Below are 24,292 nucleotides of genomic sequence, written 5' to 3'. Positions count from 1 at the left end.
CCATGCTGGATGCCATAACGATTGAGGCCATCGCGGATGAACTGGTGGAAGCCGGCCGCACCCGTAAACCCGTTCCCCGTCTGACGGCCCGGTACCCGGACATGACTGTGGAGGATTCCTACGCCGTCCAGCAATTGTGGCGCCGCCGCAACGAGGAAGCCGGCCGGACCCTGGTGGGGCGCAAGATCGGCCTCACGTCCAAGGCAATGCAGGCAGCCACGGGCATCACCGAACCGGACTACGGCGCCATCTTCGATGACATGGTGCTGGAAACCGGCTGTTCCGTGGAATGGGACAAATACACCCACCCCCGGGTGGAGGTGGAGCTGGCATTTGTCCTGAAGGACGGGCTCAAGGGCCCCGGTGTCACCATCTTCGATGTCCTGAAGGCCACCGACTACGTGGTTCCGGCCCTTGAGATCCTGGACTCCCGGATCGAGATGGAGGGCCGGACCATCGTGGACACCATCTCCGACAACGCCGCGATGGGCGCCATGGTGATCGGCGGGAACCCGGTAAAGCCGGACACGCTGGACCTGCGCTGGGTAGCCGCAATCCTGTACAAGAACCAGACCGTTGAGGAAACCGGTGTGGCCGCCGGCGTCCTGGACCACCCGGCAAACGGCGTCCACTGGCTGGCCAACAAGATTGCCGCGCACGGCGATTCGCTCAAGGCCGGCGACATCATCCTGGCCGGTTCCTTTACCCGCCCGCTCTGGGTGTACAAAGGCGACACCGTGCACGCCAACTACGGACCTTTGGGGAGTGTGACATGCCGCTTCGAATAGAGGACACCTTCCGGGATGCCCTAGCTGGAGCGGACCGGCCGCTGGCCGGGATGTGGGTCTGCTCCGGCAGCCCGCTCATCGCCGAGCTCTGCGCCGGGTCCGGCCTGGACTGGCTCCTGGTGGACGCCGAACACAGCCCCAACGGGCTCGAGTCCATCCTCGCCCAGCTCCAGGCCATCCACGGCTACCCGGTCCACACCCTGGTCCGGCCGCCGGTGAACGACACCGTGGTGATCAAGCAGTACCTGGACCTCGGCGTCCAGAACCTTCTCATCCCCATGGTCAACTCCGTGGCCGAAGCCGAAGCCGCGGTGGCGGCCACCCGCTACCCGCCCCACGGCGTCCGCGGCGTGGGCTCGGCCCTGGCCCGGGCGGCCCGCTGGAACCGGGTGCCCGACTACCTCGCCCGGGCCGGCGAGACCATCAGCGTCACCGTCCAGATCGAATCCACCGCCGCCGTCGAAGGGGTCGGGGACATCCTTAAAGTCGACGGCGTTGATGCCGTCTTCATCGGCCCGTCCGACCTCGCCGCCTCCATGGGCCTGCTGGGACAGCAGGAACACCCCGAGGTGCGCGCCGCCGTCGAACACTGCCTCGCCGCCGCGAAGGCGGCCGGAAAGCCCGCCGGGGTCAACGCCTTCAATCCGGACACGGCGAAGCACTACCTCGCCAACGGCGCGGACTTCATCCTCGTGGGAGCCGACGTCGCGCTGCTGGCACGTGGGTCCGAAGCCCTTGCCAAGCAGTACATCCAGCCCGCCGACGGCGATACCCCAACCAGCTACTGATCCTTCCCCCCCTTTAGGACTACTTCAATGACAGTTACTTCTGCGCTGCCCCCTGCCATCTCGTCGGAGCGGGAAGAGTCCCTGCTTGCGTCTGTCCCGACCGGCCTGTTGATCAACGGGAAATGGGTGGACGCGTCCGACGGCGGCACGTTCGACGTGCACGACCCCGCCACCGGGGAGGTACTTGCCACGCTCGCCTCGGCCACCAGCGACGACGCTGTCGCCGCGCTGGATGCGGCCGACGCCGCCCAGGCGTCCTGGGCCCGCACCGCGCCCCGGGCCCGGGCTGAAATCCTGCGCCGCGCCTTTGACCTGGTCACGGCCAGGGCCGAGGACTTCGCGCTGCTGATGACCCTGGAAATGGGCAAGCCGCTGGCAGAGGCCCGCGGCGAGGTCGCGTATGGGGCGGAGTTCCTGCGCTGGTTCTCTGAAGAAACAGTCCGCGACTACGGCCGCTACCTCACCACCCCCGAAGGCAAAAACAAGATCCTGGTCCAGCACAAACCCGTGGGACCGTGCCTGCTGATCACCCCCTGGAACTTCCCGCTGGCGATGGCTACCCGGAAGGTCGCTCCCGCCGTGGCCGCAGGGTGCACCATGGTCCTCAAGCCCGCGAAGCTGACCCCACTAACGTCCCAGTTGTTCGCACAGACGATGATGGACGCCGGGCTTCCCGCCGGGGTCCTGAACGTCGTGTCCTCCGCCTCGGCCTCGGGGATCTCCGGGCCGCTGCTGAAAGACTCACGCCTGCGGAAAGTCTCCTTCACCGGCTCCACCCCCGTCGGCAAACGCCTCATGGCCGACGCCGCCCAGAACGTGCTGCGCACCTCCATGGAACTGGGCGGGAACGCCCCCTTCATCGTGTTCGAAGACGCCGACCTGGACAAAGCCGTGGAAGGGGCGATGGCGGCGAAGATGCGGAACATGGGCGAAGCCTGCACGGCCGCCAACCGGTTCCTTGTCCAGGAATCCGTCGCCGCGGAGTTCACCCGGAAGTTCGCCGCCGCGATGGGCGCCCTGGCCACCGGGCGAGGCACCGACCCGAAAACGAAAGTGGGCCCGCTGATCGACGCCGGTGCCCGCGACGACGTCCACGCCCTGGTGACTGCCGCCGTCGACGCCGGGGCCGTTGCCGTGACCGGGGGTGCACCCGTGGACGGGCCCGGCTACTTCTACCAGCCCACGGTGCTGGGCAACGTTCCGAACGGTGCCGCGATCCTCGGCCAGGAAATCTTCGGACCCGTCGCCCCCGTCACCACCTTCAGCACCGAAGAAGACGCCATCCGGCTCGCCAACGCCAGCGAGTACGGGCTCGCGTCCTACCTCTACAGCCGCGACTTCAACAAACTGCTGCGGGTGGCAGAGCAGATCGAATTCGGCATGGTCGGCTTCAACGCCGGCGTCATCTCCAACGCCGCCGCACCCTTTGGCGGCGTCAAGCAATCCGGGCTCGGCCGCGAAGGCGGCACCGAAGGCATCGCCGAATACACCACCACCCAATACATCGGCATCGCCGACCCCTACGCCGGCTGACGCCCGCATCGCATGCCTCGGGGCTCTGGCGGTCCCCGGGGCGTGCGGGCAGGATGGAGGGATGCCGCAGCACCCGGACATTCCGCCGTACTTTTACGGTGAGCTGATCAGGACCACGGCCCGTGTGGTCACCTGGAATGTGTGGGGGCTGTACGGGTCCTGGCAAGAGCGTGAAGCGGCGATAGCTTCAACGCTGCTGGAGGCAAGGCCGGATCTTCTTGTGCTGACGGAGTCATGGGCAAAGGATGGCGACAGCCAGTGCGCGAGGCTGGCCGGACCACTGGGACTGCCGTATCACGCCTTTAGCGGAGTTCCGGCGCAGGAGGATGAGTCAGCGCTCTCGGGCGTTGGCGTCTTGTCCAGATGGCCTATCGCCGATGCCGCCAGCTTCAGCTTTGGTGCTTTGCGGGTGCAGTACGTCCAGGTGGACGGCCCGCGTGGACCGCTCCAGGTGTACGGAGTGGTGATGGACGCCTGGTGGTTGGACGAGAGCCAGGCACGGCAGGACGCGGTCCGCGGACTAACCGCCCATCTCCACGCGTTACAGGATGAGCGGACTCCTTTGGTTGTCTGTGGAGACTTCAATGCCGACCCCGACAGCGATGAAATGCGCCTCATGACTGGCCGTGCGGCAACGCCGGTTCCTGGTTTATCCCTCTACGATGCCTGGGAAGTGGCGGGCCCTGGAGTTAAGGGCAGCACGTGGTCCAATGCCAATCCATGGGCAGCCCAGCTCTTGTGGCCGGACCGGCGGATCGACTACATCTTCACGGCCGCACCGCGGCGGGGCGGAGCCGGACATCCCAGGGCAGCCGCCCTGCTGGGTACTGCCGCGGTAGCCGGTGCTTACCCGTCGGACCATTACGCGCTGCAGGCTGATATCCGTTACTAATCGTCGACTTCCTAAGATCGTTCAGCATACTAGCCAATAGCCAGTATAGTGAACGAATGACTTCCTCACTCACAGTCGCGATCGCCGTACCCCTCGAAGCAGAGCTGGTGGAGCAGATCCGCGCCGTCGACCCCTCCGTTACCGTCCGCTACGAACCGGAACTCCTCCCGCCGGAGCGGTTTCCGGCCGACCACTCAGGCGACCCGGCGTTCAAGCGCACCCCCGGCCAGGAAGAGCGCTACTGGTCCATGCTCAACAGTGCGCAGGTGCTGTACGGCTTCCCCAACGAGAACCCCGCCGGCCTTGCCCGCATCGCCTGCGAAAATCCCCGCCTGCAGTGGATCCATGCAATGGCGGCCGGGGCAGGCGGCGCCGTAAAGGCATCGGGCCTGGACCAGGAAGTCCTGCAAAAGTTCAGGATCACCACGTCAGCCGGCGTCCATGCCCTGCCCCTCGCCGAGTTCGCAGCGCTGGGGATCCTCAACGGCTTCAAACGGAGCGCCGAACTGGCCCAGGACCAGGCGGCAAAGGTGTGGCCGGAACTCCGGATTCCCACCCGCCTCGTCAACGGCTCCACGCTGGTGGTCACGGGATTGGGTGAAATCGGGTTGGAGACTGCACGGATTGCCAGGGCGTTGGGAATGAAGGTCAGCGGGACCAAGCGGTCCGTGGGACACATCGACGGCATCGACCACGTGGTGGACAACGCCGGCCTTCCGGGCCTGCTGGCCACGGCCGACGCGGTGGTCAATACGCTGCCTGGCACGGCATTCACGGAGAAGCTCTTCAGCCGTGACGTTTTCGCCGCCATGAAGCCCGGGACGGTCTTCGTCAACGTGGGCCGCGGCACCGTTGTTGACGAGGAGGCGCTGCTGGAAGCCCTCGACAACGGCCAGGTCAGTTACGCCTGCCTGGACGTGTTCGCCGTCGAACCCCTCCCGCAGGACAGCCCCCTGTGGGGCCATCCCAGGGTCATGGTCTCCCCGCACACCTCCGCCCTCAGCGCCGCGGAAAACCGGCTCATTACCGAACGCTTCTGCAGCAACCTGCGGATCTTCCTCGACGGCGGCGACCTCCCCCACACCGTCGACACGGTCCACTTCTACTAAGCCCCCCGGCTCAAAGCACGGTCAGGAGATCCATGCGCATCGCAAGAATCAAGACGGCAGAGGGCGCCCGGCACGCGGTGCAGCGGAACGGGATGTGGCACCACATTGTTGACCCGTTCGAGGAGCCCCTCAGCTACACGGGGCACACCACCCCGGACACCGACGCCGTGTTCCTTGCCCCGGTCCGGCCGGCGGTGGTGCTCGGCATCGGACACAACAGGACGCTAAACGACCATCCGCTGCCCATCCAGGCCTGGCATAAGTCCGTGCACACCCTCGCCAGTCCCGGCGATCCGGTAGTCGCCGTCCGGGACCGCGGCACGGTCAACGTGGAGGGCGAACTCGCGGTGGTCATCGGGAAACAGGCGAAGGAACTGACACCCGGCAACGCCCTGGAGCATGTCCTGGGCTACACGTGCGTCAACGACGTGACCAACGTGGACCAGGGCTTCGTGGATGAACGGAATTTCCAGGGCAAGGCTGGCGTGAACTACACGCCCCTTGGCCCCTGGATAGAAACGGACATACCGGATCCGGACCGCGTGGGTATCGATGTGATCGTCAACGGGGCAGCGCAGGCCAACTCCGGGACGTACAACCTGCCCTCCTCAGTGGTGGAGTGCCTCGTCTACGTGACGTCCTGGCTGACCCTTGAAGCAGGCGACGTGCTCATGACAGGTGCTCCCGGGACCGCAGTGGCCGTCCAGCCGGGCGACCACGTGGAGATTGTGGTGGAGCGGATCGGAAGCCTTGCCAACAGGATCGCCTGACTTCACTCCTTACCTTCGGGAGCACGGACGGCGCCGGTGCTATAAGGAGCGTCCCTCTATGATGGATGGTGTTCAGTCAAATGAACACCGCTCGTCCTGCCGCGGCAACCCGAAGGAGAATCATGGCCGATTCCCGCAACTCCGGTCCACAATCAGACAACCCGGGCAACGCTTCCCCCGCCCCCGCTGTGACGCGTGCGGCTGCCGTCCTGGATGCGCTGGCCTCCTCCGCAACCGGGCGCCTCACGCTCAGCGACCTTTCGCGTGAAGTCGGCATCCCCAAGTCTTCGACGTCGAACCTGCTGCTGGCGCTGGAGGAAGCCAGGCTGATCAACCGCCAGGGCAGCGAGTTCACCCTTGGCCGCAAGCTGGTTGAACTCGGTGCGGCCTACCTTGGCCGTCTGGATGAGGTGCAGGAGTTCTACCGCTACTGCGAGCAGGCCCCGGTCCTCTCCGGCGAGACGGTCCGCATCGCCATGCTCGACGGCGTGAACGTCATTTACCTCGCCCGCTATGAGGGACATCCCGCCGTGCGCCTGACGTCAAATATCGGTGACAAAATGCCGGTCTCGCTCTGTGCGGTGGGCAAGGCGCTGATAGCGCGGCTGCATGACCATGACATCGAGGAGCTCTTCCCCGATGACGCGGAACTGCCGGTGCTGACGCCGAAGTCGCTGCGCACGGGCGCCGAGTTCAAGGCACAGCTGCAGACCATCCGCGAACAGGGCTACGCCTTTGAGGACGAGGAATCCACCACCGGCGTCGTCTGCCTTGCCGTGGCCGTGCCCACCCGGGGGGCCCATGGCCCCAGCCTCGGCCTGTCCGTGACGGCCCTCAAGGCAACATACACGCCAGAGCAGGGCGCCCAGATGGTCAAAGAACTCCAGGAACTGGCCCACTCCCTGGGCAATCCCATGGGCTGACCCAGCCAGTCTCAGGGTTCTCCCTTCACAAAACTGTCACCCTTGCCGTTTGTTCAACTTGCTGTATTGTGTTCAGCATAGTGATCGACGCAACAGGGTGTCGTTGCTATCCCACCACCAGGCCAACGTGGGTCTGGAGTGCGTTTAAGGGAGTTACTTGTGACAACTCGTACTAAATCACCGCAGACTGAGGCGGACGGCGCCGTCGTCGAACCGGAACAGCTGCGAAGGGCAACTCTTGCCAGCTCCGTGGGGTCAGCCCTCGAATACTACGATTTCTACATCTATGGCCTGGCGTCAGCGCTGATTTTTGGTCCCCTGTTCTTCTCCCCGCTGGGTGAAAGCGGCGCTGTGATCGCCTCCTTCGCCACCTACGGCGTCGGCTTTGCTGCAAGGCCGTTCGGTGGAGTGGTCTTCGGCTACATCGGGGACCGCTTCGGCCGGAAGATGGTGCTGATCCTCACCATTGGCCTGATGGGACTGGCGAGCTTCGCCATCGGCCTCCTGCCCACCTTTGAACAGGCAGGAATGCTCGGTGCGGTCCTGCTGGTGGCCCTGCGCATCCTCCAGGGCCTGGGCGCCGGCGCCGAACAGGCGGGCGCAACCACGCTGATCTCGGAGGTGGCTCCGCGAAGCCGCCGGGGTTTCTTCGCCTCACTGCCTTTCGTGGGCATCCAGCTGGGCACCCTGCTCGGAGCGGGAACGTTCGCCCTGATGGCCTTGGCAGACAAAGAGGTCCTGCAGGGCTGGCTGTGGCGGGTGCCTTTCCTGGCCAGCGTCATCCTCATCGTCATCGCCGTCTTCATCCGGCTCCGGCTCAAGGAAACACCGGTGTTCCAGGAACTTGAAAAGCACAAGGCCGTGGTGAAGAACCCGGTGGGCCAGATCTGGAAGCACTCCAAGAAGAACGTTCTTGTCGGCATCGGCCTGCGGATGGGTGAGAACGGCAACTCGTCGGTCTACTCGGCGCTGCTGGTCTCATTCATCAGCCTTCCGGCCGGCGTCTTTCCCGGCGACAAGTTTATTGGTCCCACCGGCCTGCTGATCGCCGCAGGCTGCGCAGCGGTCATGGTGGTCACCTTCGGCGCCCTGTCCGACCGCTTCGGCCGGGTCCCCGTCTACCGCTACGGCGCCCTCTTCCAGGCCCTCATTGCACTGCCGGCGTTCTACCTGGTGACACTGGGCAACCCCGCCCTGGTGTGGGCAGTCATGGTGGTGGGCATCGCCCTGGGCGTGCAGTCCATGCTCGGCCCGCAGTGCGCCATGCTGCCCGAGCTCTTCGGGTCCCAGCACCGGTTCACCGGTGTGGCCCTGAGCCGTGAACTTTCAGCGGTCCTCGCCGGCGGCTTCGCCCCCATGATCGGCGTTGCCCTGCTTGCAGCAACCAACCACTCCTGGCTGGTTCCCGCGCTGTACTCGCTGGTCCTGGCAACAATCTCCTTCATCACCACGTTCTTCACTCCCGAGACAAACGGGCGCGACCTGGTGGTCGTGGAGGACGCCAGGTAAATGAACCACACCAACACTTCCGCCGCGGCCCCTGCCCCCGCCCCGCAAACCCGTCCGCGTGCCGGGTTTGTCGGGCTGGGGCTGATGGGCGCCCCGATGGCCGCTAACTTACTGAAAGCCGGGTGGTTGGTCACCGGATGGAACCGCTCGCGGTCCGCAGTTGAGGACCTCGTCCGGCTGGGCGGGTCCGCCGCAGCAACGGTGGAGGACCTCAGGGACGAACCCGTCATCATCTTCATGCTCCCGGATCTTCCCTACATCGAAGAGGCTGCGGCAGGGCTCCTCGCAGCGTGGCGGTCCTCGCCGCCCCGGCCGGGAACGCTGGTGGTGGTGATGAGCAGTGTTTCACCCGTGGGTGTCCAGGCCTTCGGGCTCACCGTAGGCGAAGCAAGCGGCGGGAACGCCACAGTGGTTGATGCCCCTGTCAGCGGCGGCATGCAGGGCGCCAAGCAGGGGACCCTGGCCATCATGGCCGGCGGTTCCGAGGAGGACTTCGCACGGGTGCTGCCGGCGCTGCACGCCATGGGCACAACAGTGCGGCGGCTCGGCGGGCTGGGCGCCGGATCCCTGGCGAAGGCATGCAACCAGCTGGTAGTGGGCACCACGACGGCGGCCCTCGCCGAAGCGGCCGGGCTTGCGGAACGCTCCGGCCTGGACGTCAAAGCCCTCTTTGACGTGTTGTCCGGCGGGCTCGCATCAAGCCGGATCCTGGAGGTGGTTGGCCCCCGGCTGGCAGCAGAAGACTACACGCCAACCGGGCCGGCCAAGTTCATGCACAAGGACCTCTCCTTTGTGCTGGAGAGCGCCCGCAGTGTGGGTGCCGCGGTTCCCATGGCATCTGCCGGCACAGAACTCTACGCACATCTGATCCGGCAGGGCCTGGGGGACCTGGACCTGGCCGTCGTGCGGCAGGCCATTGCCAACCTCAGCACCGCTGAAACTTCCTCCGGAAGCGCAGCGGAGACCACCAAGGAGACCGCCCAATGAGTTCGCTTTTTGACCTGACCGGACGTACAGCCCTCGTCACAGGGTCAAGCCGGGGCATCGGCAACACCCTTGCCCGGGCCCTGGCCGACGCCGGCGCCACGGTGGTGTTGAACGGGATGAGCACCGAACGGCTCAAGGCTGCGGAGGCCGCGATGGCCGCAGATTTTGCGCCCGGCCGGATCCACGGCTGCGCCTTCGACGTCACCAGTGACACCGAAGTTGCGAACGCTGTGGCCTGGGTGGAAGAGAACGTGGGTCCGCTGGGGATCCTGGTCAACAACGCCGGCATCCAGCACCGGGTGGCCATGCTTGACCTGGACGTCAAGGACTGGGAGCGGGTCATCAGCACCGACCTCACCAGCGCGTTCCTGGTGGGAAGGGCGGCGGCCCGCTTCATGATCCCCCGGGGCCGCGGCAAGATCATCAACATCTGCTCCGTCCAGACCGACTTGGCCCGGCCCACCATCGCCCCCTACATCGCGGCAAAGGGCGGGCTGCGCAACCTCACCCGGGCCATGACCGCTGAGTGGGCTGCCGCCGGGCTGCAGATCAACGCGCTGGCGCCCGGCTACATCCACACGGAGATGACCCAGAACCTGGTGGACGATGAGGCTTTCAACTCCTGGATCCTGGGCAGGACCCCTGCGCACCGCTGGGGAACGCGTGAGGACCTCGCCGGCCCGGCAGTGTGGCTGGCCTCCAGTGGTTCGGACTTCGTTAACGGCCAAACGATCTTCATCGACGGCGGCATGACGGTGGTGGTCTGATGCCCACCGTTGCCGAACTTCCGGCGGCGGGTCCCGCCGTCGTCGCCCATGCTGCAGGCGATCTGCGTATCGAAAGCATCCCGCTCCCGGCAGCCCGGCCCGACCAGGCCGTGGTGGAGGTTGCGTACGGCGGAATCTGCGGCTCCGATTTGCACTACTGGCTGCATGGCGCCGCCGGGGAATCGGTCCTGAAGGCCCCGATGGTGCTGGGGCATGAGATCGTGGGGACGGTTATCCGTGCGGCGGCAGACGGATCGGGACCGGCCGAGGGCGCGCGGGTTGCCGTGCATCCGGCCACGCCAGGTCCGGGAGAGGGGCCCGAGCATGCCCGGTATCCCAAAGACCGGCCCAACTTGTCCCCGGGCTGCACGTATCTGGGCAGCGCCGCACGGTTCCCGCATACGGACGGTGCGTTCAGCAGATACGCCAACCTGCCGTCACGGATGCTGCGGGTCCTGCCGGCCGGCCTGGACCTGAAGACAGCGGCACTGGTCGAACCGTCCAGCGTGGCCTGGCATGCCGTGGCCCGCGCCGGCGATGTCAGGGGCAAGACTGCCCTGGTGGTGGGCTGCGGCCCTATCGGTACGCTGACCGTCGCCGTCCTTAGGCGTGCGGGCGCGGCCCGGATCGTGGCCACGGACCTGCACCAAAAACCCCTTGAGATAGCCCAGGCAGTGGGCGCGGACGAGGTCATTGAAGCAGGCGACAGCCAGGCCCTGGCCGCAGTCGGGGCCGACGTCGTCATCGAATCCTCCGGCTCCCACCATGGACTGGCGACGGCCATCACGGCAACGGTCCGCGGCGGAAAAGTGGTGATGGTCGGTTTGTTGCCATCCGGACTGCAGCCTGTCCTGATTTCACTGGCCATCACCCGGGAACTGGAACTGCTGGGCTCGTTCAGGTTCAACGACGAGATCGATGAGGTCATCAGCGCACTGGGCGACGGGTCCCTTTTCGTGGACCCGGTGGTCACCCACGTCTTTCCGCTGGAACGCGGCCTCGAGGCATTTGAAACCGCCAGGAACTCGGCAGGGTCCGGCAAGGTTCTGCTGGACTTCGCTGCCGGGCGCTGATGGCTGGCAGCCGGTGGAGCCGGATTCGAACCACGAAGAGCATGACCAAAGGTAACCGCTGATCGGCAGGATACTGCGTATTCCTGTTCAGTGCTGCCCAGGCCGCTCATGGCATGGGTCGTGACCGGATGAGTGGTTTTCCCGACGGAATCGTAGCTCTCGGCGAGTGTGGTCATCTGCTGGCCATCGACGTGGGGCCGCGAGTGGTGGATCTATTTCCCCCACCGCCCGGAGGAATCGCGCTCAGCGCCTCGTCTCGTACCTGGTCAGCACCACGCCGCCGGGAAACGTCCGCGTCTCCACCAGGTCCAGGTTCACCCAGCTGTCCAGCGCGGTGAAGAACGGCGTTCCGCCGCCCACCAGGACCGGATAGGTGGCCAGCACGTACTCGTCGATCAACCCTGCCCGCATGGCCGCCCCGGCGAGCGTTGCGCCGCCGACGCTCATCGGGCGGCCGTCCTCGGCCTTGAGCCGAGTGATTTCGGCGATCGCGTCGCCGGTGACCAGGCGGGTGTTCCAGTCGACCTTGTCGATCGTCGAGGAGAACACCACCTTCGGCGTGTCCCGCCAGTTCCGCGCGAACTCGATCTCCGCCGGGGTAGCGTTGGGCTGCTGGTCTCCGGTGGGCCAGTAGGAGCTCATTGTCTCCCAGAGCTTGCGCCCGTACAGCGACAGGCCGCTCGCCCGCTCCTGATCGAGCCACCATTGGAACAATTCGTCGCTCGGCCCGCTCCAGCCAATGTCGTCGCCGGCCGCGGCGATGTAGCCGTCCAGGGTCAGGTTCATGCCGTAGATCAGTTTCCGCATGGCGCCAGCCTTCCGTAAGTCGGTCTCCAGCGTATAGATCGGGCGCGGCGCGGGAAACTCATCGGTGCGCGATCTGACTCGCAGGTAGTCATCGTGCTCGGGGGTCAGCGTGGCATACTCGACCGCCTCCACAGACCGAGCGCGGTGCTGAAGAACAGCGGAGCCGACGAACACAACGCGTTCCCTCCACGCCAAGGGTCCTGCACTCAGCGACAAGAGAACAGGCGGGGACGTCAACCACACTGGGGGGTAACCCGCTACGCCGCCCGGCTGGCGCCCTTGCCTACTCGAAGTGGAGTATCCCTTGGAAACCTACGATGCGCTCCTTGCGTCCATCACGCCCACCTTCGGCCCCGCCCGGACCATCCTGAACCCGGCAACGGGCGAACCGGTAGGCGAAGCCCCGGTGCACACGCTCGAATTCCTTGAGGAGGCTGTCGCCACCGCCGTTGAAACTCAGCCGGCCTGGGCCGCGCTGGGCCACGACGCCAGGTCCGCCGCGCTCCTCAAAGCGGCCGACGCCGTCGAACGCTCCGCCGAGGAACTTGCCCAGCTCCTCACCCGCGAGCAGGGCAAACCCCTCAACGGCCCCAACGCCAGGTTCGAAGTAGGCGCCTGTGTGGCCTGGCTCCGCGCCACGGCCAACCTGCCGCTGGAACCGGAAACGATCGTGGACGACGGCGAGACCCGGGCTGAGTTGCACTACAAACCCATTGGCGTCGTCGCGGCCATCGGCCCCTGGAACTGGCCCATGATGATCGCCATCTGGCAGATCGCCCCCGCCCTGCGCATGGGCAACACCGTGGTGGTCAAACCCTCCGGCAACACCCCGCTTTCCGTCCTGGCCCTGGTCAAGGTCCTGAACGAGGAACTGCCCGAAGGTGTCCTCTCGGTGGTCTCCTGCGGCCGCGAAGTAGGCGCGCGCCTGACCGACCACCCCGCCATCGGCAAGATCATGTTCACCGGCTCCACGGCCGCCGGCCGCGCCATCATCAAATCCTCCGCAGACACCGTCAAACGCCTCACCCTGGAACTCGGCGGAAACGACGCCGGCATCGTCCTGCCCGACGCCGACCCCAAAGCCATCGCCGAAGACCTCTTCTGGGGCGCATTCCTGAACACCGGCCAGACCTGCGCCGCCCTCAAACGCCTCTACGTCCACGACGACATCTACGACGCCGTCTGCGAGGAACTCACCACCGTGGCCAAGGCCATGCCCATGGGCAACGGCCTGGACGAGAACAACGTCCTGGGCCCGCTGCAGAACAAGGCACAGTACGACGTCGTGGCGAACCTTGTGGAGGCGGCCAAGGCTTCCGGAGCGCGCGTCCTCCTGGGCGGCAACCCGGACACCAGCCAGCCCGGCTACTTCTACCCCACCACGCTCGTGGCGGACATCGGCAACGACAACCCGCTCGTTGCCGAGGAACAGTTCGGCCCCGCCCTGCCCATCATCCGGTACAGCACCGTCGATGAAGCAGTGGAAAAGGCCAACGCCCTCGACGTCGGCCTCGGTGCCTCCGTCTGGTCCTCCGACCTCAAGGCCGCCCGCGAAGTGGCCACCCGCATCCAGTCCGGCACCGTCTGGATCAACCGGCACGGCGTCGTGGACCCGCGCATCCCCTTCGGCGGGGCCAAGCAGTCCGGCTACGGCCTGGAGTTCGGCGTCGAAGGCTTGAAGCACCTCGGCGTACCGCAGGTCATCAACGGCTAAGAGTCAGTGGAAACGGGAGCCCCGCATGCCACCGGGTGTGCGGGGCTCCCGGGCTTTTCGGTGACCCAACTACCCCATCACCGGGGCGGCGGCGGACCGGACGGCGAACTGCCGGCGGGCCCAGCGGGCGAGTTTCTTGCCCTTGCCCTTCCACCAGTTGTCCTCGTCCTTGTCGTAGTGCAGCCGGAAGATGATGGCCACCAGCACGAACATGCCCATGACCACGTCCACCCAGGAAGCCACCACCAAGGCGATCAACACAGTGAGTCCGTTGGCGATGATGGACGGGATGGCCAGCGTCCGGAACACGGTGCTGGCGACGTACCGCCGGTGCGACCGTGGAACGGACAGTGCCCGCACCATGTCGAAGCAGACGCACACCACCACAACGGTCTGCCCGAGGGCGAGGAGGACCTGGCCGGGAACCGAGCCGCTGAAGGCGGCCACCGACTCCATTCCCGGACTCATGGCCGGGCCTTGGACTGAGAACCAAACATCGAAAACCCCCCAGAAACTTGTGGAACCACTGCTGATCCAGCGGTGGTTCCATTGAAGTTTCCGGGGACGGAAGGGTCACCAGTAGTGGGTACTCTATTTTTGGCCCGGGCCAGATTCAGCTACCTGCGGCCCTGCGTCCCATTACTGCCCGATGGCGCGCGGCCGCCACAGCACCACCGCCTGCGACCTGGGACGGGGACGCTGGCCTCGGGCCAGGCTCACAACATCGCCCGCCGCACCTGCAGCGAAGATGCGGGAATCAAAAGCCTGCGGGCGCCGCGCAAGTTCCTCGGTGAGCTCGGAGACGCGCTGCTGCAAGGCGGCCACCTGGTTTTCGAGTTCCAGGATGCGCTTGATCCCTTCAAGGGAGACGCCTTCATGGGACAGCCGCTGCACCTCGCGCAGCATGTTGACGTCCCGCTGCGAGTACCGGCGGGACTTCCCCGGCGCGCGGCTGGGCTTGACGATCCCCAGCCGGTCGTATTGTCGGAGGGTCTGCGGGTGCATGTCCGCCAGTTCCGCCGCCACTGAAATCACGAAGATGGGCTGGTCAGCGTTGATGTCCACGGAACACCTCCGCTGCTAGAGCCGGGCCTTGGCGGCCAAGCCCTCTCGGACGTCGGCACCTGCCGTGGCCTCGGCAAAGGCCTTGACCGCGGCTTCGGCATCCTTGTTCAGGTTCTTGGGAACCGCAACGTCGATGGTCACCAGCAGGTCCCCGGTCCCCTTCGACGTTTTCACGCCTTTGCCCTTCACCCGCAGGGTCCGGCCCGACGGCGTCCCGGCCGGAACACGGACCCGCACCTTTTCGCCGTCAATGGTGGGCACCTCGATGTCGGCGCCCAAGGCAGCCTCCGGGAAGGTGACGGGAACGTGGATGCGGAGGTTGTCGCCGTCGCGCGTGTAGAACTCGTGGGGCTTCACGGAAACGGCAACCACCAGGTCGCCGTTGCCGGCCGGGCCCGGCTGGCCCTTGCCCCGGACGCGGACCTTCTGGCCGTCCTTGATACCGGCGGGGACGCGCACGTCAATCACTTCGCCGCTGGGTTCCCGCAGGCCGATAGTGGTGCCGCGGATGGCGCCGGCGAACGAAATGCTGGTGGTGGCGCTGCGGTCCGCACCCTTCTGGGGTGCCCGCTGGAAGCCCGTCTGGCCAAACCCGCCGCCGAACAGGTCGGCGAACTCGGGCGGGATGCCGCCGGCGGAAGGGTTGAAGCCGCCCGCGTGCCGGCCGGTGTTGCCGGTGAACAGGCCGCCGAACAGGTCCTCAAAACCGCCGTTGCCCGCGCCGGCGCTGCCTGGAGCAAAGCGTGCACCGCTACCCATGGCACGGATGGCGTCATACTGCTGGCGCTCGTCGGGATCCGACAGCACCGAGTAGGCCTCGGAGATGTCCTTGAACTTCTTCTCGGAAGCTGTGTTCCCCGAGTTGGTATCAGGGTGGTGCTCGCGGGCCAGCTTCCGGTAAGCCTTCTTGATATCGGCGTCGGAAGCGTCCTTGGCAACACCAAGGATCTTGTAAAAGTCCTTGTCCACCCAATCCTGGCTAGCCAATGGCGTTTCCTTTCAAAAATCTGTGCCGAGATGACAGTTCGCGCCAATGTTCTCTCGAATCACTGCCGCGAACTGTCATCTCGATGGGGGTAATGCTACGCAGGAACAGCGACGATGACCTGTGCCGCGCGGAGGACGCGTTCTCCTGATTTGTAGCCGGAGCGGAGCACCTGGCTGACAGTGTCAACGTCGATGTCCTCGCCCGGCTGCTGGATCAGGGCCTCGTGGATGGTGGGGTCGAACTCCACACCGGTCTCGTCAATGCGGACCAGGCCGTAGGTCTTCAGCGCGTTCTCCAGCTTGGTGGCGATCGCTGCGAAGGGGCCGTCGGCCAGGTCACCGTGCTGCCGGGCGGCGTCGACGTCGTCCAGCACCGGGAGCAGGGAGTTCAGGACGCCGATGACGGCCATCTCCCCTGCCACGGCCCGGTCGCGTTCAACGCGCTTGCGGTAGTTGACGTACTCAGCCTGCAGGCGGAGGAGGTCGTTCTTCAGCTCGGCCGCCTCTACGTCACCGGCAGAGCCTGCCGGAACCCCCTGGGCCACGGATTCCTCGGCGGGCACCTCAATGCCGTTAAGGATCTCCTCGGCCTGGGCCAGCGCGTCGCCGTCGGAATCCCGGTCGTCGGCACTGGCCCCGGGGGCGGACTGGCTGCCCTCGGGGTGCCGTGCCTGCCCGGTCACCGGGTCAACCTTGCGGTTGTCCCGGATGACCGGCTCCTGGTGGCCGTTGCCCTGCTGCTCCTGGCCCGCGGATGAGATGTGCTCTTCCTCGTTACCGTGATGCGGCATGGTTACTTCTTCGCTTCGTCTTCGTCGATGATCTCGGCGTCGACGATGTCTTCTTCGCCCGAGGCAGATCCAGCCTTGTCACCGGCAGGAGCGCCGCCTTCAGCACCTGTGGCACCGGTTGCGCCGTTGGGGGAACCGGCCTGCGAGTAGATGGCCTCGCCCAGCTTGCCCTGGGAAGCCTGCAGCTTCTCGAAGGCGGCCTTCACCGCGCCGTCGTCGGTGCCTTCAAGTGCCTTCTTGAGGTCGTCGACGTCGGCCTGGACCTCGGTCTTGACCTCTTCAGGCAGCTTGTCGGCATTGTCGGCGATGAGCTTGTCCACGGAGTAGGCGAGCTGCTCAGCGGAGTTGCGGGTGTCCGTTGCCTCGCGGCGTGCCTTGTCCTCGGCTGCGTGCTCCTCGGCGTCGCGGACCATGCGGTCGATGTCTTCCTTGGAGAGCGCGGTGCCGCCGGTGATGGTCATGGACTGTTCCTTGCCGGTGCCCTTGTCCTTCGCGGAGACGTGGACAATGCCGTTGGCGTCGATGTCGAAGGTGACCTCAACCTGCGGGACGCCGCGCGGGGCCGGCGCGATGCCGGTCAGCTCGAACGTGCCCAGCGGCTTGTTGTCGCGGGTGAACTCACGCTCGCCCTGGAAGACCTGGATGGCCACTGACGGCTGGTTGTCGTCTGCGGTGGTGAAGGTCTCGGACCGCTTGGTGGGGATGGCGGTGTTCCGCTCGATCAGGTGCGTCATCACGCCACCCTTGGTTTCGATGCCCAGGGACAGCGGGGTGACGTCGATGAGCAGGACGTCCTTGCGCTCACCCTTCAGGACACCGGCCTGCAGCGCTGCGCCAACGGCCACAACCTCATCCGGGTTCACACCCTTGTTGGGCTCCTTGCCGCCGGCGAGTTCCTTGACCAGGTCGTACACGGCCGGCATACGGGTGGAGCCACCCACGAGCACGATGTGGTTGATGTCGGAGAGCTTGATGCCGGCTTCCTTGATCACGTCGTGGAACGGCTTCTTGGTGCGCTCCAGCAGGTCCTTGGTGAGGTCCTGGAACTTGGCGCGGGTCAGCTGCTCGTCCAGGTGGACCGGGCCGTCGGGGGTCACGGACAGGTACTGGAGGGAGACGTTGGTGCTGGTGGAGGAGGAGAGTTCCTTCTTGGCCTGCTCGGCAGCTTCGCGGAGGCGCTGCAGGGCGATCTTGTCCTTGGACAGGTCGATGCCCTTGACCTTGAGTTGGTTCAGCAGGTAGTCCACGACGCGCTGGTCCCAGTCGTCGCCGCCCAGGCGGTTGTCGCCGGCGGTGGCGCGGACCTGGATGGTGGAGAAGTTGTCCTCATCCTTGCCGACTTCCAGCAGGGAGACGTCAAAGGTGCCGCCACCGAGGTCGAAGACCAGGATGAGCTCGTCTTCCTTGCCCTTGTCCAGGCCGTAGGCGAGGGCCGCAGCCGTGGGCTCGTTGACGATGCGCAGGACGTTGAGGCCTGCGATTTCGCCGGCTTCCTTGGTGGCCTGGCGCTCGGCGTCGTTGAAGTAGGCGGGAACGGTGATCACAGCGTCGGTGACCTTTTCGCCCAGGTAGCTCTCGGCGTCGTTCTTCAGCTTCATGAGGATACGCGCGGAGATTTCCTGCGGGGTGTACTTCTTCTCATCGATCGCCTTGGTCCAGTCGGTGCCCATGTGGCGCTTAACCGAGGAGATGGTGCGGTCGATGTTGTTGACGGCCTGGCGCTTGGCGATCTCGCCAACCAGGACTTCGCCGGACTTGGAGAATGCAACGACGGACGGCGTGGTGCGGCCACCCTCGGCGTTGGCAATAACGGTGGGCTCGCCACCTTCGAGAACGGAGACGACGGAGTTGGTGGTTCCGAGGTCGATACCTACTGCACGTGACATGTGTTGCTTCCTTCTTTCCTTGGAAACTTGCTGGGCGCCCGCTAATTGAGCGTTCTGCACTCAACTCTACTCCGGGTGTGGTGGATGTCAACCAAAGTTGAGTCCGGTACGCTCAACTTTCCTTTTCGGTCCGTATTGCAGCAGTGCCCGCTCCCTGACCTGGCGCGGTTTCCATGCACAGGAAAGCCCGACGGCGGCTCTCCGTTTCGCTCCGGGAGAACCTGCCGCCGGGCTGCCTAAGCCGGTGGCGTCTTATCTTTCGGCGTCCGAGTCACCGTGGAGAGGGCCACGCTCTTCGGCTGTGGTGTTCACCTGGCCGTCCGTCAGCCGCTCGCGGATGCCCTCCTCCGAACGGGCGTCTCCCGTCGTACCGGCCGCCCCGTAATCGCCGTCCTGGTACTCGCCGTCCTCAAGGTTTTCCGAAGGGGACTCCACGGAGCCGGCATCGCCATAGTCCCCGGATACATACTGCCCACCCTCACCTTCCAGTCCGGGGGCAGTGCTCCCCTTGCGGGGCTGCTCGGCTGGGGATTCCTGGTTCTCAGTCACGATGCATCTCTCCTTTGAGTTCCGCGTCCACGCGGGCGCAATTGCAGTCTATCCAGCACGCGTTTCGGCCGACAGGGCTTTCATTCGGCAGTGTTTCACGGCAGGAACCGCAACGTCATGGGCAGCGCCACGCAGCCGCATTCCCTCACCAACGCCCGGGGCCAGGGCGCCCGGAAACTGACTGGCTAGCGGCTGCTCACCCCTTCGACCTCCGGCTCGACGCCGGGCTCGCGGGCACGAGGTCCCCCCAGGGCACGGCCGGGCTGGGCCAGCCTGCCTGGCCACCAGATCTTCGGGCCGATATCGTAAGCGAGCGCGGGCACCAGCAGCGAGCGCACCAGCACGGTATCCAGCAGCACGCCGAAGGCCACAATGAAGGCCAGCTGCACCAGGAACATGATGGGGATGACGCCCAGCGCGGCAAACGTTGCGGCCAGCACAACACCGGCGGAAGTGATCACGCCGCCGGTCACGCCCAGGCCGCGCAGGATGCCCGGCCGGGTGCCGTGCTTGAGGGACTCCTCGCGGACGCGGCTCATCAGGAAGATGTTGTAGTCCACGCCCAGGGCCACCAGGAACACAAACCCGAACAGCGGAACAGTGGCGTCGGCGCCCGGGAAACCCAGTAGGTTGTTGAACACCAGCGCGGAAACACCCATCGCAGCCGCGTAGGAAAGCACCACCGAGAGCACCAGCAGGACCGGCGCGACCACCGACCTCAGCAACAGCATCAGGATGAAGAGGATCACCACCAGGACCACCGGGATGATGATGACCAGGTCGTGCTGGGCGGTGGTGTTGGTGTCCAGGGCGGTTGCGGTGACGCCGCCCACCAGGGCGCCAGCGTCCACCGCCTTGACGTCCTCGCGGAGCCCCTTGACGGCTTCTTCCGCTTCGAGGGAATCCGCTGCGTAGTTCAGGGTGGCGTTGATGAGGACCTTGCCTTCGCGGACGTCGGGTTCGTTGGGAGCCCCAGGGGCTCCGGTGATGGGCACGCTGCCCCGGGACAACAGGTAGGCCTCGCCCACGCCGTCGGCCGCTTTCACGCTGGCCAGCGCTTCCTGTGCCTTGCCTTCATCCACAACCACGACGGCGGGGCTGCCGCTGCCTGCATCGAAGTGCCGCGCCAGCGCGTCCTGACCGTCAACGGCATTGGAGGCAGTGAGGATAACGTCCGTCTGCGGGACGCCGTTGGCCTTCAGCTGCAGGAGCCCGGCGGATGCCGCCGCCAGCAGCAGGACCGAAGCAATCCAGATGGTGCGCGGCCGCCGCTGCACCAGGGCGCCGGTGGCGCGCCACAGCCCCTTTTGCCCTTCCAGCCCGGTCACCAGCTCCGGCTCGCGCTCCTCCGCGGGTACCAGCCGTGGCCGGAACGGCCAGAACGCTGCCCTGCCCAGGAGCGCCATCAGGGCCGGCAGGAGAGTCAAAGCGGCAAGCAGCGCGCACAGGATGCCGGCGGCGGCCACCGGACCCAGAGCCTTGTTGGAGTTGAGGTCGGAAAAGAGCAGGCAGAGCAGCGCAATGATCACCGTGGCGCCCGAGGCAAGAATGGGCTCGAACGAGGCTTTCCATGCGGCCAGCACGGCGGCAGTGCGGTTGGTGGTGTGGGTCAGCGCTTCACGGAAGCGCGCCACATAGAGCAGGGCGTAGTCCGTGGCCGCGCCGATTACCAGGATGGATAGGATTCCCTGGCTCTGGCCGTTGAGCTGGATCCACCCGGCGTTGGCCATGCCGAAGACCAGCAGGATGGCGGCGCAGAGCGCAAAGACGGAGGTCAGGAGCACCATGAAGGGCAGGAGCAGGGAGCGGTACACGATCAGCAGGATGACGAACACCGCGGCCAGCGCCACGAGCAGGAGAATCCCGTCGATGCCGGCGAATGCTGCCGCGAGGTCCACGGCCAGGCCTGCCGGGCCGGTGACGAAGGTCCGCATCCCCTCCGGCGCAGCCCCGGCCACCGCGTCCCTCAGCTCCTGGACTGCTTCCTTCAGCTCGACGGAGTCACCCACCGGGGCAATGAACTGAACTGCCTGGCCGTCCTCGGAAGGAATGGGGCCGATGACGGCGCTGCCCAGCTTCAGCCGGTCCAGCGCGGCACCGAGGCCGGCCACCTCGCCAAACTGGGCAGGGGTGAATGCTCCATCGCTTTCGATGACGATAACGGCCGGCACCTCATCCTGGTCCCGGAATTTGGCCTGCCAGTCCTGGGCCGCCGTTGCTTCGGCGCTGGCAGGCAGGAAGGACGCCTGGTCGTTCGAGGACACTTCCTCAAGCCGCCCGAAGGTTGGCCCGCCCACGCCCGCCAGGGCCAGCCAGGCAAGGACAAGGATGGCGGGGATCAGCCAGCGCAGCCAGAACGGAACCCGTTCCCTGCTGACGGTCTTGTGTTTCATGGTGCCTTCCGGATGGGCGGGAGTAGAAGTTCCAGAGTAGACTATCTCTATCATAGAGATAAGTGGCAGTCGAGCTTTTCTTCCACGGCGCCTGAGTGAAAGCAGGCAGGGCACGGCTGAAGTAGTATCCGTCAGTACGGCCGGGCGGTTCCGGCATTTGCGCAGCGACGAATTCAGGAGGGGGCCATGGAAGCCAACGGTCCCGCCGACGCGTCAAGTCCTCCCCCGGGAGACGGGCTCAACGCCGGGCCGCACCCCTTGGTCCGGCTCCTGCAGGAGTTCACCCTCGAAGCCAACCGCTACGTGGACACCGCCGGCGGCCGGAAGGACATGCACCGGACGGATTTGAACGCCCTGGCCGTGATCATGCGCCACACGGCAAAGGGCAATCCGGTGACGCCTGGACTCCTTCGCAAAGAGCTGCACCTGAGTTCGCCGGCCACCACCGCGCTGATTGACCGGCTGGACAGTTCCGGGCACGTAGTCCGCGAGCGCAACAGCACGGACCGGCGGCAGGTCCAGCTGAAAATGACGCCCAAGGCTTTCCGGGAGGGCAGCGCCATCTTCGCGCCTCTCTCGCGCCGGATGGGCACAGCCATGGCGGAATTTTCCGAGGAGGAACTGGAAACCGTGTCGAGGTTCCTGACCGCGATGGTGGAAGCCACGGTGGCCGCGCGCGAAGAATCGTCCGCGGGATAACCAACCAAAACGCCCCGGGCTGCGCAGGGAGCGGTAGCGTTTGGTTATGAGTGCCCAGCAGCCTGAAGAAGATGTCTACACGCACGGCCACCACGAATCGGTGGTCCGCGCCCATGCCGCCAGGACCGCGGAAAATTCAGCAGCATTCGTCCTGCCGCACCTGACACCGGGTTCCGACCTGCTGGACGTCGGCTGCGGCCCCGGCACCATCACCTGCGACTTCGCTGCCCTCGTAAACCCCGGAAGGGTCACCGGCCTGGACCGCTCACCGGACATCATCGCGCAGGCCCAGGCACTCGCCGTCGAACGCCGGGTCCCCAACGTGGAATTCGTGGCCGGCAACATCTATGACCTGGAGTTCGGGGACGGGACGTTCGACGTCGTCCACGCCCACCAGGTGCTGCAGCACCTCACCGACCCGGTCGAGGCACTTCGGGAAATGCGCCGCGTGGCCAAGCCGGGCGGCATCGTGGCCGTCCGCGACGCCGACTTCCACGGCATGAGCTGGTACCCCGCCATTCCGGAGCTGGATGAGTGGATGGAACTGTACCAGCGCATCGCCCGCCGCAACGGAGCAGAGCCTGACGCCGGGCGGCGGCTGGTCAGCTGGGCACAGTCCGCAGGATTCTCCGACGTCGCCCCCAGCAGCAGCAACTGGCTGTACGCCACGGGCCAGCAGCGCCGCTGGCAAGCGCGCGTCTGGGGCGAGCGTGTGCTGCACTCCGCCTTTGCCGAACAGGCGCTGGAGTACGGCTTTGCCAACCCTGCGGACCTGGCCCGGATATCCGCCGGCTGGCACCGCTGGGGCTCTACCGACGACGGCTGGTTCCTGATCCCCAACGGGGAGGTCATCGCGCGGGCGTAAGCAACCAGGGGTTTCCAGACGGTCCGCCCGGCTTCGCGGGCGCCGGGTGGTATCCGCGTAGGATTGACAGGTGCAATTTTCCCTCTGGCTGGCCCTGGCAGGCGCCGGCGCCCTGATCAGCTTCACACCAGGGGCCGGAGCCATCAATACCATGAGCAACTCGTTGAATGCCGGCTTCCGGAGGTCCATCTGGGGAATCCTGGGACAGCAGGCAGCCCTGGTGGTCCACGTGGTGATCGTGGCGCTGGGTGTGGGCGTGCTGGTTGCCAGCTCACCGGTGGCCTTCAACGTGATCCGCTACGCGGGCGCCACCTACCTCACCTACCTGGGCGTCCGGCAGTTCCTGAGCAGGCCGTCGGTTGAAAAAGAGCAAATGGCGGCGCTGCGGAATGAGCCAGTGTGGTCCATCTTCCGGCGCGGGTTCTGGGTCAACCTGCTGAACCCGAAGGCCATCGTTTTCTTCCTTGCATTCACGCCCCAGTTCATCCGCCCTGAACAGCCGCTGTTGACGCAGTACGCAGTGCTGACGGCAACCATTGTGGCCATCGACATCCTGGTGATGTGGTTCTTTTTCGCCGCAGCGGCGAGGTCTTTCCAGCGCTTCACCCAGACAAACCGGGGCCAACTTGTCCTCAGCAAGGTGTTCGGAGTGCTGTTTGTCTGCGTCGGGATCCTGCTTGCGCTTCTTCACTGATTAACAGACCTTGACCATCGCGTCAACGTTGCTACATACCCCGTTCAGCGTCTGGTCATGCATCTTTACAAGCCGGTCAAGTAATGTGAATCACTGCTAGCCAACAGGGCCTGGGAGCGCGCATGCTTAGCACTATGAACTCAGCGTCGAGCCCATACCGCATCATCGCCGTCTGCACCGGCAACATCTGCCGCTCCCCGATGGCTGAACTTATGCTGAGGGCGGCGCTCCAGCGCGCGGGGCTGGACGAGCTGGCGGTAGTGGATTCCGCCGGCACCACGGGCTATGAGGCCGGCAGGCCGATCGACCCCCGGGCCGCCCGGCGGCTGGCGGCCACGCAGCTCGCGTCCGAGCTGCACATTGCGCGGGAGTGGGTCCCGGACTGGTTCCGTGAACGGGACCTGATCCTGGCGCTCGACATCGACCACTACGCCTGGCTGAGCGAGGCAGCACCGGACCAGGAGTCACTGGCCAAGATCCGCATGCTCCGAAGCTTCGACCCCGCCATGGCCGGCCGCGACCTGCTGGATCAGGGCATCGAGGACCCCTGGTACGGCGGGCATGCCGACTTTGACGCCGTCTGGCACCAGATCCATGCCGCACTCCCCGGCATTGTGGACCACATCAAAGCGGCCGTCTCAGCCAACGCGCAGCTGCAACGGCAGGGCAGCTGACCCCCGGCGCACTGCTGCTTGCAATTGAG

24 protein-coding genes are annotated in these 24,292 nt (G+C 65.9%); 16 read left to right on the top strand and 8 right to left on the bottom strand.

Going from position 1 to position 24,292, the window contains the following annotated elements:
- Positions 1–2 precede the first annotated feature (2 nt).
- The 11 genes from hpaH to AC5RUU_RS12600 all read left to right on the top strand — a co-directional run bounded on the left by hpaH (position 3) and on the right by AC5RUU_RS12600 (position 11,139).
- Positions 3–788, top strand: a complete 786-nt coding sequence (gene hpaH / locus AC5RUU_RS12650; protein ID WP_493975550.1) for a 2-oxo-hept-4-ene-1,7-dioate hydratase — start codon at positions 3–5, stop codon at positions 786–788.
- Positions 773–1,576, top strand: a complete 804-nt coding sequence (locus AC5RUU_RS12645; RefSeq protein WP_493975549.1) for an HpcH/HpaI aldolase family protein — start codon at positions 773–775, stop codon at positions 1,574–1,576. The genes hpaH and AC5RUU_RS12645 overlap by 16 nt, the downstream gene beginning before the upstream one ends.
- A 27-nt stretch (positions 1,577–1,603) precedes the next feature.
- Positions 1,604–3,109, top strand: coding sequence for an NAD-dependent succinate-semialdehyde dehydrogenase (locus AC5RUU_RS12640; protein WP_493975548.1), 1,506 nt, complete (start codon positions 1,604–1,606; stop codon positions 3,107–3,109).
- A 61-nt stretch (positions 3,110–3,170) separates the two neighbouring features.
- Positions 3,171–4,001, top strand: coding sequence for an endonuclease/exonuclease/phosphatase family protein (locus AC5RUU_RS12635; protein ID WP_493975547.1), 831 nt, complete (start codon positions 3,171–3,173; stop codon positions 3,999–4,001).
- Between the two features lie 56 nt (positions 4,002–4,057).
- Positions 4,058–5,110 carry a D-2-hydroxyacid dehydrogenase gene (locus tag AC5RUU_RS12630; RefSeq protein ID WP_493975546.1) on the top strand — a complete coding sequence of 351 codons (1,053 nt, stop codon included), beginning with the start codon at positions 4,058–4,060 and terminating at the stop codon, positions 5,108–5,110.
- A gap of 32 nt (positions 5,111–5,142) precedes the next feature.
- On the top strand, positions 5,143–5,880 hold the full coding sequence (locus AC5RUU_RS12625; protein WP_493975545.1) for a fumarylacetoacetate hydrolase family protein: 738 nt from the start codon (positions 5,143–5,145) through the stop codon (positions 5,878–5,880).
- 122 nt (positions 5,881–6,002) lie between these two features.
- The gene (locus AC5RUU_RS12620) at positions 6,003–6,803 is read left to right on the top strand and encodes an IclR family transcriptional regulator (RefSeq protein ID WP_493975544.1); all 801 of its coding nucleotides are present in this window, start codon (positions 6,003–6,005) and stop codon (positions 6,801–6,803) included.
- 159 nt (positions 6,804–6,962) lie between these two features.
- Positions 6,963–8,312 (top strand): MFS transporter, encoded by a 1,350-nt coding sequence (locus AC5RUU_RS12615; protein ID WP_493975543.1) that lies wholly within the window; start codon positions 6,963–6,965, stop codon positions 8,310–8,312.
- Positions 8,313–9,299 carry an NAD(P)-dependent oxidoreductase gene (locus tag AC5RUU_RS12610; protein ID WP_493975542.1) on the top strand — a complete coding sequence of 329 codons (987 nt, stop codon included), beginning with the start codon at positions 8,313–8,315 and terminating at the stop codon, positions 9,297–9,299.
- On the top strand, positions 9,296–10,066 hold the full coding sequence (locus AC5RUU_RS12605; RefSeq protein WP_493975541.1) for an SDR family oxidoreductase: 771 nt from the start codon (positions 9,296–9,298) through the stop codon (positions 10,064–10,066). Before AC5RUU_RS12610 ends, AC5RUU_RS12605 begins: the two co-directional genes overlap by 4 nt.
- Positions 10,066–11,139: an L-idonate 5-dehydrogenase gene (locus AC5RUU_RS12600; RefSeq protein WP_493975540.1), complete on the top strand. Its 1,074-nt coding sequence runs from the start codon at positions 10,066–10,068 to the stop codon at positions 11,137–11,139. Before AC5RUU_RS12605 ends, AC5RUU_RS12600 begins: the two co-directional genes overlap by 1 nt.
- A 243-nt stretch (positions 11,140–11,382) precedes the next feature.
- On the opposite strand, the gene AC5RUU_RS12595 is transcribed toward AC5RUU_RS12600, so the two are convergent.
- Positions 11,383–11,946 carry a dihydrofolate reductase family protein gene (locus AC5RUU_RS12595; RefSeq protein ID WP_493975703.1) on the bottom strand — a complete coding sequence of 188 codons (564 nt, stop codon included), beginning with the start codon at positions 11,944–11,946 and terminating at the stop codon, positions 11,383–11,385.
- A gap of 304 nt (positions 11,947–12,250) precedes the next feature.
- On the opposite strand from AC5RUU_RS12595, the gene AC5RUU_RS12590 reads away from it, so the two are divergent.
- Positions 12,251–13,660: an aldehyde dehydrogenase family protein gene (locus tag AC5RUU_RS12590; protein WP_493975539.1), complete on the top strand. Its 1,410-nt coding sequence runs from the start codon at positions 12,251–12,253 to the stop codon at positions 13,658–13,660.
- A gap of 69 nt (positions 13,661–13,729) precedes the next feature.
- Here the strand turns inward: AC5RUU_RS12590 and AC5RUU_RS12585 are convergent, their stop codons facing one another.
- From AC5RUU_RS12585 to AC5RUU_RS12555, 7 genes are all read right to left on the bottom strand, one after another.
- Positions 13,730–14,116 (bottom strand): hypothetical protein, encoded by a 387-nt coding sequence (locus AC5RUU_RS12585; RefSeq protein WP_493975702.1) that lies wholly within the window; start codon positions 14,114–14,116, stop codon positions 13,730–13,732.
- A gap of 183 nt (positions 14,117–14,299) precedes the next feature.
- Positions 14,300–14,725 (bottom strand): heat shock protein transcriptional repressor HspR, encoded by a 426-nt coding sequence (locus tag AC5RUU_RS12580; RefSeq protein ID WP_493975538.1) that lies wholly within the window; start codon positions 14,723–14,725, stop codon positions 14,300–14,302.
- A gap of 15 nt (positions 14,726–14,740) precedes the next feature.
- Positions 14,741–15,712, bottom strand: coding sequence for a DnaJ C-terminal domain-containing protein (locus tag AC5RUU_RS12575; protein ID WP_493975537.1), 972 nt, complete (start codon positions 15,710–15,712; stop codon positions 14,741–14,743).
- A 95-nt stretch (positions 15,713–15,807) separates the two neighbouring features.
- The gene (locus tag AC5RUU_RS12570; RefSeq protein ID WP_493975536.1) at positions 15,808–16,503 is read right to left on the bottom strand and encodes a nucleotide exchange factor GrpE; all 696 of its coding nucleotides are present in this window, start codon (positions 16,501–16,503) and stop codon (positions 15,808–15,810) included.
- Positions 16,504–16,505: 2 nt separating this feature from the next.
- Complete coding sequence (gene dnaK, locus AC5RUU_RS12565) at positions 16,506–18,389, bottom strand: molecular chaperone DnaK (RefSeq protein ID WP_493975535.1); 1,884 nt, start codon at positions 18,387–18,389, stop codon at positions 16,506–16,508.
- Positions 18,390–18,641: 252 nt separating this feature from the next.
- Positions 18,642–18,938: a hypothetical protein gene (locus AC5RUU_RS12560; RefSeq protein ID WP_493975534.1), complete on the bottom strand. Its 297-nt coding sequence runs from the start codon at positions 18,936–18,938 to the stop codon at positions 18,642–18,644.
- A 185-nt stretch (positions 18,939–19,123) separates the two neighbouring features.
- The gene (locus AC5RUU_RS12555; RefSeq protein WP_493975533.1) at positions 19,124–21,331 is read right to left on the bottom strand and encodes an MMPL family transporter; all 2,208 of its coding nucleotides are present in this window, start codon (positions 21,329–21,331) and stop codon (positions 19,124–19,126) included.
- A gap of 186 nt (positions 21,332–21,517) precedes the next feature.
- Between AC5RUU_RS12555 and AC5RUU_RS12550 the strand changes: the two genes are divergently transcribed.
- From AC5RUU_RS12550 to AC5RUU_RS12535, 4 genes are all read left to right on the top strand, one after another.
- Positions 21,518–22,030: a MarR family winged helix-turn-helix transcriptional regulator gene (locus AC5RUU_RS12550; RefSeq protein ID WP_493975532.1), complete on the top strand. Its 513-nt coding sequence runs from the start codon at positions 21,518–21,520 to the stop codon at positions 22,028–22,030.
- A 46-nt stretch (positions 22,031–22,076) separates the two neighbouring features.
- Entirely contained in the window at positions 22,077–22,895 is an 819-nt protein-coding gene (locus AC5RUU_RS12545) for a methyltransferase domain-containing protein (protein WP_493975531.1), read from the top strand.
- A gap of 70 nt (positions 22,896–22,965) precedes the next feature.
- On the top strand, positions 22,966–23,589 hold the full coding sequence (locus tag AC5RUU_RS12540) for a LysE family transporter (protein WP_493975530.1): 624 nt from the start codon (positions 22,966–22,968) through the stop codon (positions 23,587–23,589).
- A 134-nt stretch (positions 23,590–23,723) separates the two neighbouring features.
- Entirely contained in the window at positions 23,724–24,263 is a 540-nt protein-coding gene (locus tag AC5RUU_RS12535) for a low molecular weight protein-tyrosine-phosphatase (RefSeq protein ID WP_493975701.1), read from the top strand.
- Positions 24,264–24,292: the final 29 nt, after the last annotated feature.

It is taken from the genome of Arthrobacter sp. K4-10C, from assembly GCF_059090085.1.
Note: the sequence above shows the minus strand (reverse complement) of the source record. Positions and strands in the feature narration are given on the sequence as shown.

What these genes read in the sequence shown, in the direction of transcription:
- hpaH (WP_493975550.1), top strand. Translation starts at nt 3, where the DNA reads ATGCTGGATGCCATAACGATTGAGGCCATCGCGGATGAACTGGTGGAA.
- AC5RUU_RS12645 (WP_493975549.1), top strand. Translation starts at nt 773, where the DNA reads ATGCCGCTTCGAATAGAGGACACCTTCCGGGATGCCCTAGCTGGAGCG.
- AC5RUU_RS12640 (WP_493975548.1), top strand. Translation starts at nt 1,604, where the DNA reads ATGACAGTTACTTCTGCGCTGCCCCCTGCCATCTCGTCGGAGCGGGAA.
- AC5RUU_RS12635 (WP_493975547.1), top strand. Translation starts at nt 3,171, where the DNA reads ATGCCGCAGCACCCGGACATTCCGCCGTACTTTTACGGTGAGCTGATC.
- AC5RUU_RS12630 (WP_493975546.1), top strand. Translation starts at nt 4,058, where the DNA reads ATGACTTCCTCACTCACAGTCGCGATCGCCGTACCCCTCGAAGCAGAG.
- AC5RUU_RS12625 (WP_493975545.1), top strand. Translation starts at nt 5,143, where the DNA reads ATGCGCATCGCAAGAATCAAGACGGCAGAGGGCGCCCGGCACGCGGTG.
- AC5RUU_RS12620 (WP_493975544.1), top strand. Translation starts at nt 6,003, where the DNA reads ATGGCCGATTCCCGCAACTCCGGTCCACAATCAGACAACCCGGGCAAC.
- AC5RUU_RS12610 (WP_493975542.1), top strand. Translation starts at nt 8,313, where the DNA reads ATGAACCACACCAACACTTCCGCCGCGGCCCCTGCCCCCGCCCCGCAA.
- AC5RUU_RS12605 (WP_493975541.1), top strand. Translation starts at nt 9,296, where the DNA reads ATGAGTTCGCTTTTTGACCTGACCGGACGTACAGCCCTCGTCACAGGG.
- AC5RUU_RS12600 (WP_493975540.1), top strand. Translation starts at nt 10,066, where the DNA reads ATGCCCACCGTTGCCGAACTTCCGGCGGCGGGTCCCGCCGTCGTCGCC.
- AC5RUU_RS12595 (WP_493975703.1), bottom strand. Translation starts at nt 11,946, where the DNA reads ATGCGGAAACTGATCTACGGCATGAACCTGACCCTGGACGGCTACATC.
- AC5RUU_RS12585 (WP_493975702.1), bottom strand. Translation starts at nt 14,116, where the DNA reads ATGGAGTCGGTGGCCGCCTTCAGCGGCTCGGTTCCCGGCCAGGTCCTC.
- AC5RUU_RS12570 (WP_493975536.1), bottom strand. Translation starts at nt 16,503, where the DNA reads ATGCCGCATCACGGTAACGAGGAAGAGCACATCTCATCCGCGGGCCAG.
- dnaK (WP_493975535.1), bottom strand. Translation starts at nt 18,389, where the DNA reads ATGTCACGTGCAGTAGGTATCGACCTCGGAACCACCAACTCCGTCGTC.
- AC5RUU_RS12555 (WP_493975533.1), bottom strand. Translation starts at nt 21,331, where the DNA reads ATGAAACACAAGACCGTCAGCAGGGAACGGGTTCCGTTCTGGCTGCGC.
- AC5RUU_RS12550 (WP_493975532.1), top strand. Translation starts at nt 21,518, where the DNA reads ATGGAAGCCAACGGTCCCGCCGACGCGTCAAGTCCTCCCCCGGGAGAC.
- AC5RUU_RS12545 (WP_493975531.1), top strand. Translation starts at nt 22,077, where the DNA reads ATGAGTGCCCAGCAGCCTGAAGAAGATGTCTACACGCACGGCCACCAC.
- AC5RUU_RS12535 (WP_493975701.1), top strand. Translation starts at nt 23,724, where the DNA reads ATGAACTCAGCGTCGAGCCCATACCGCATCATCGCCGTCTGCACCGGC.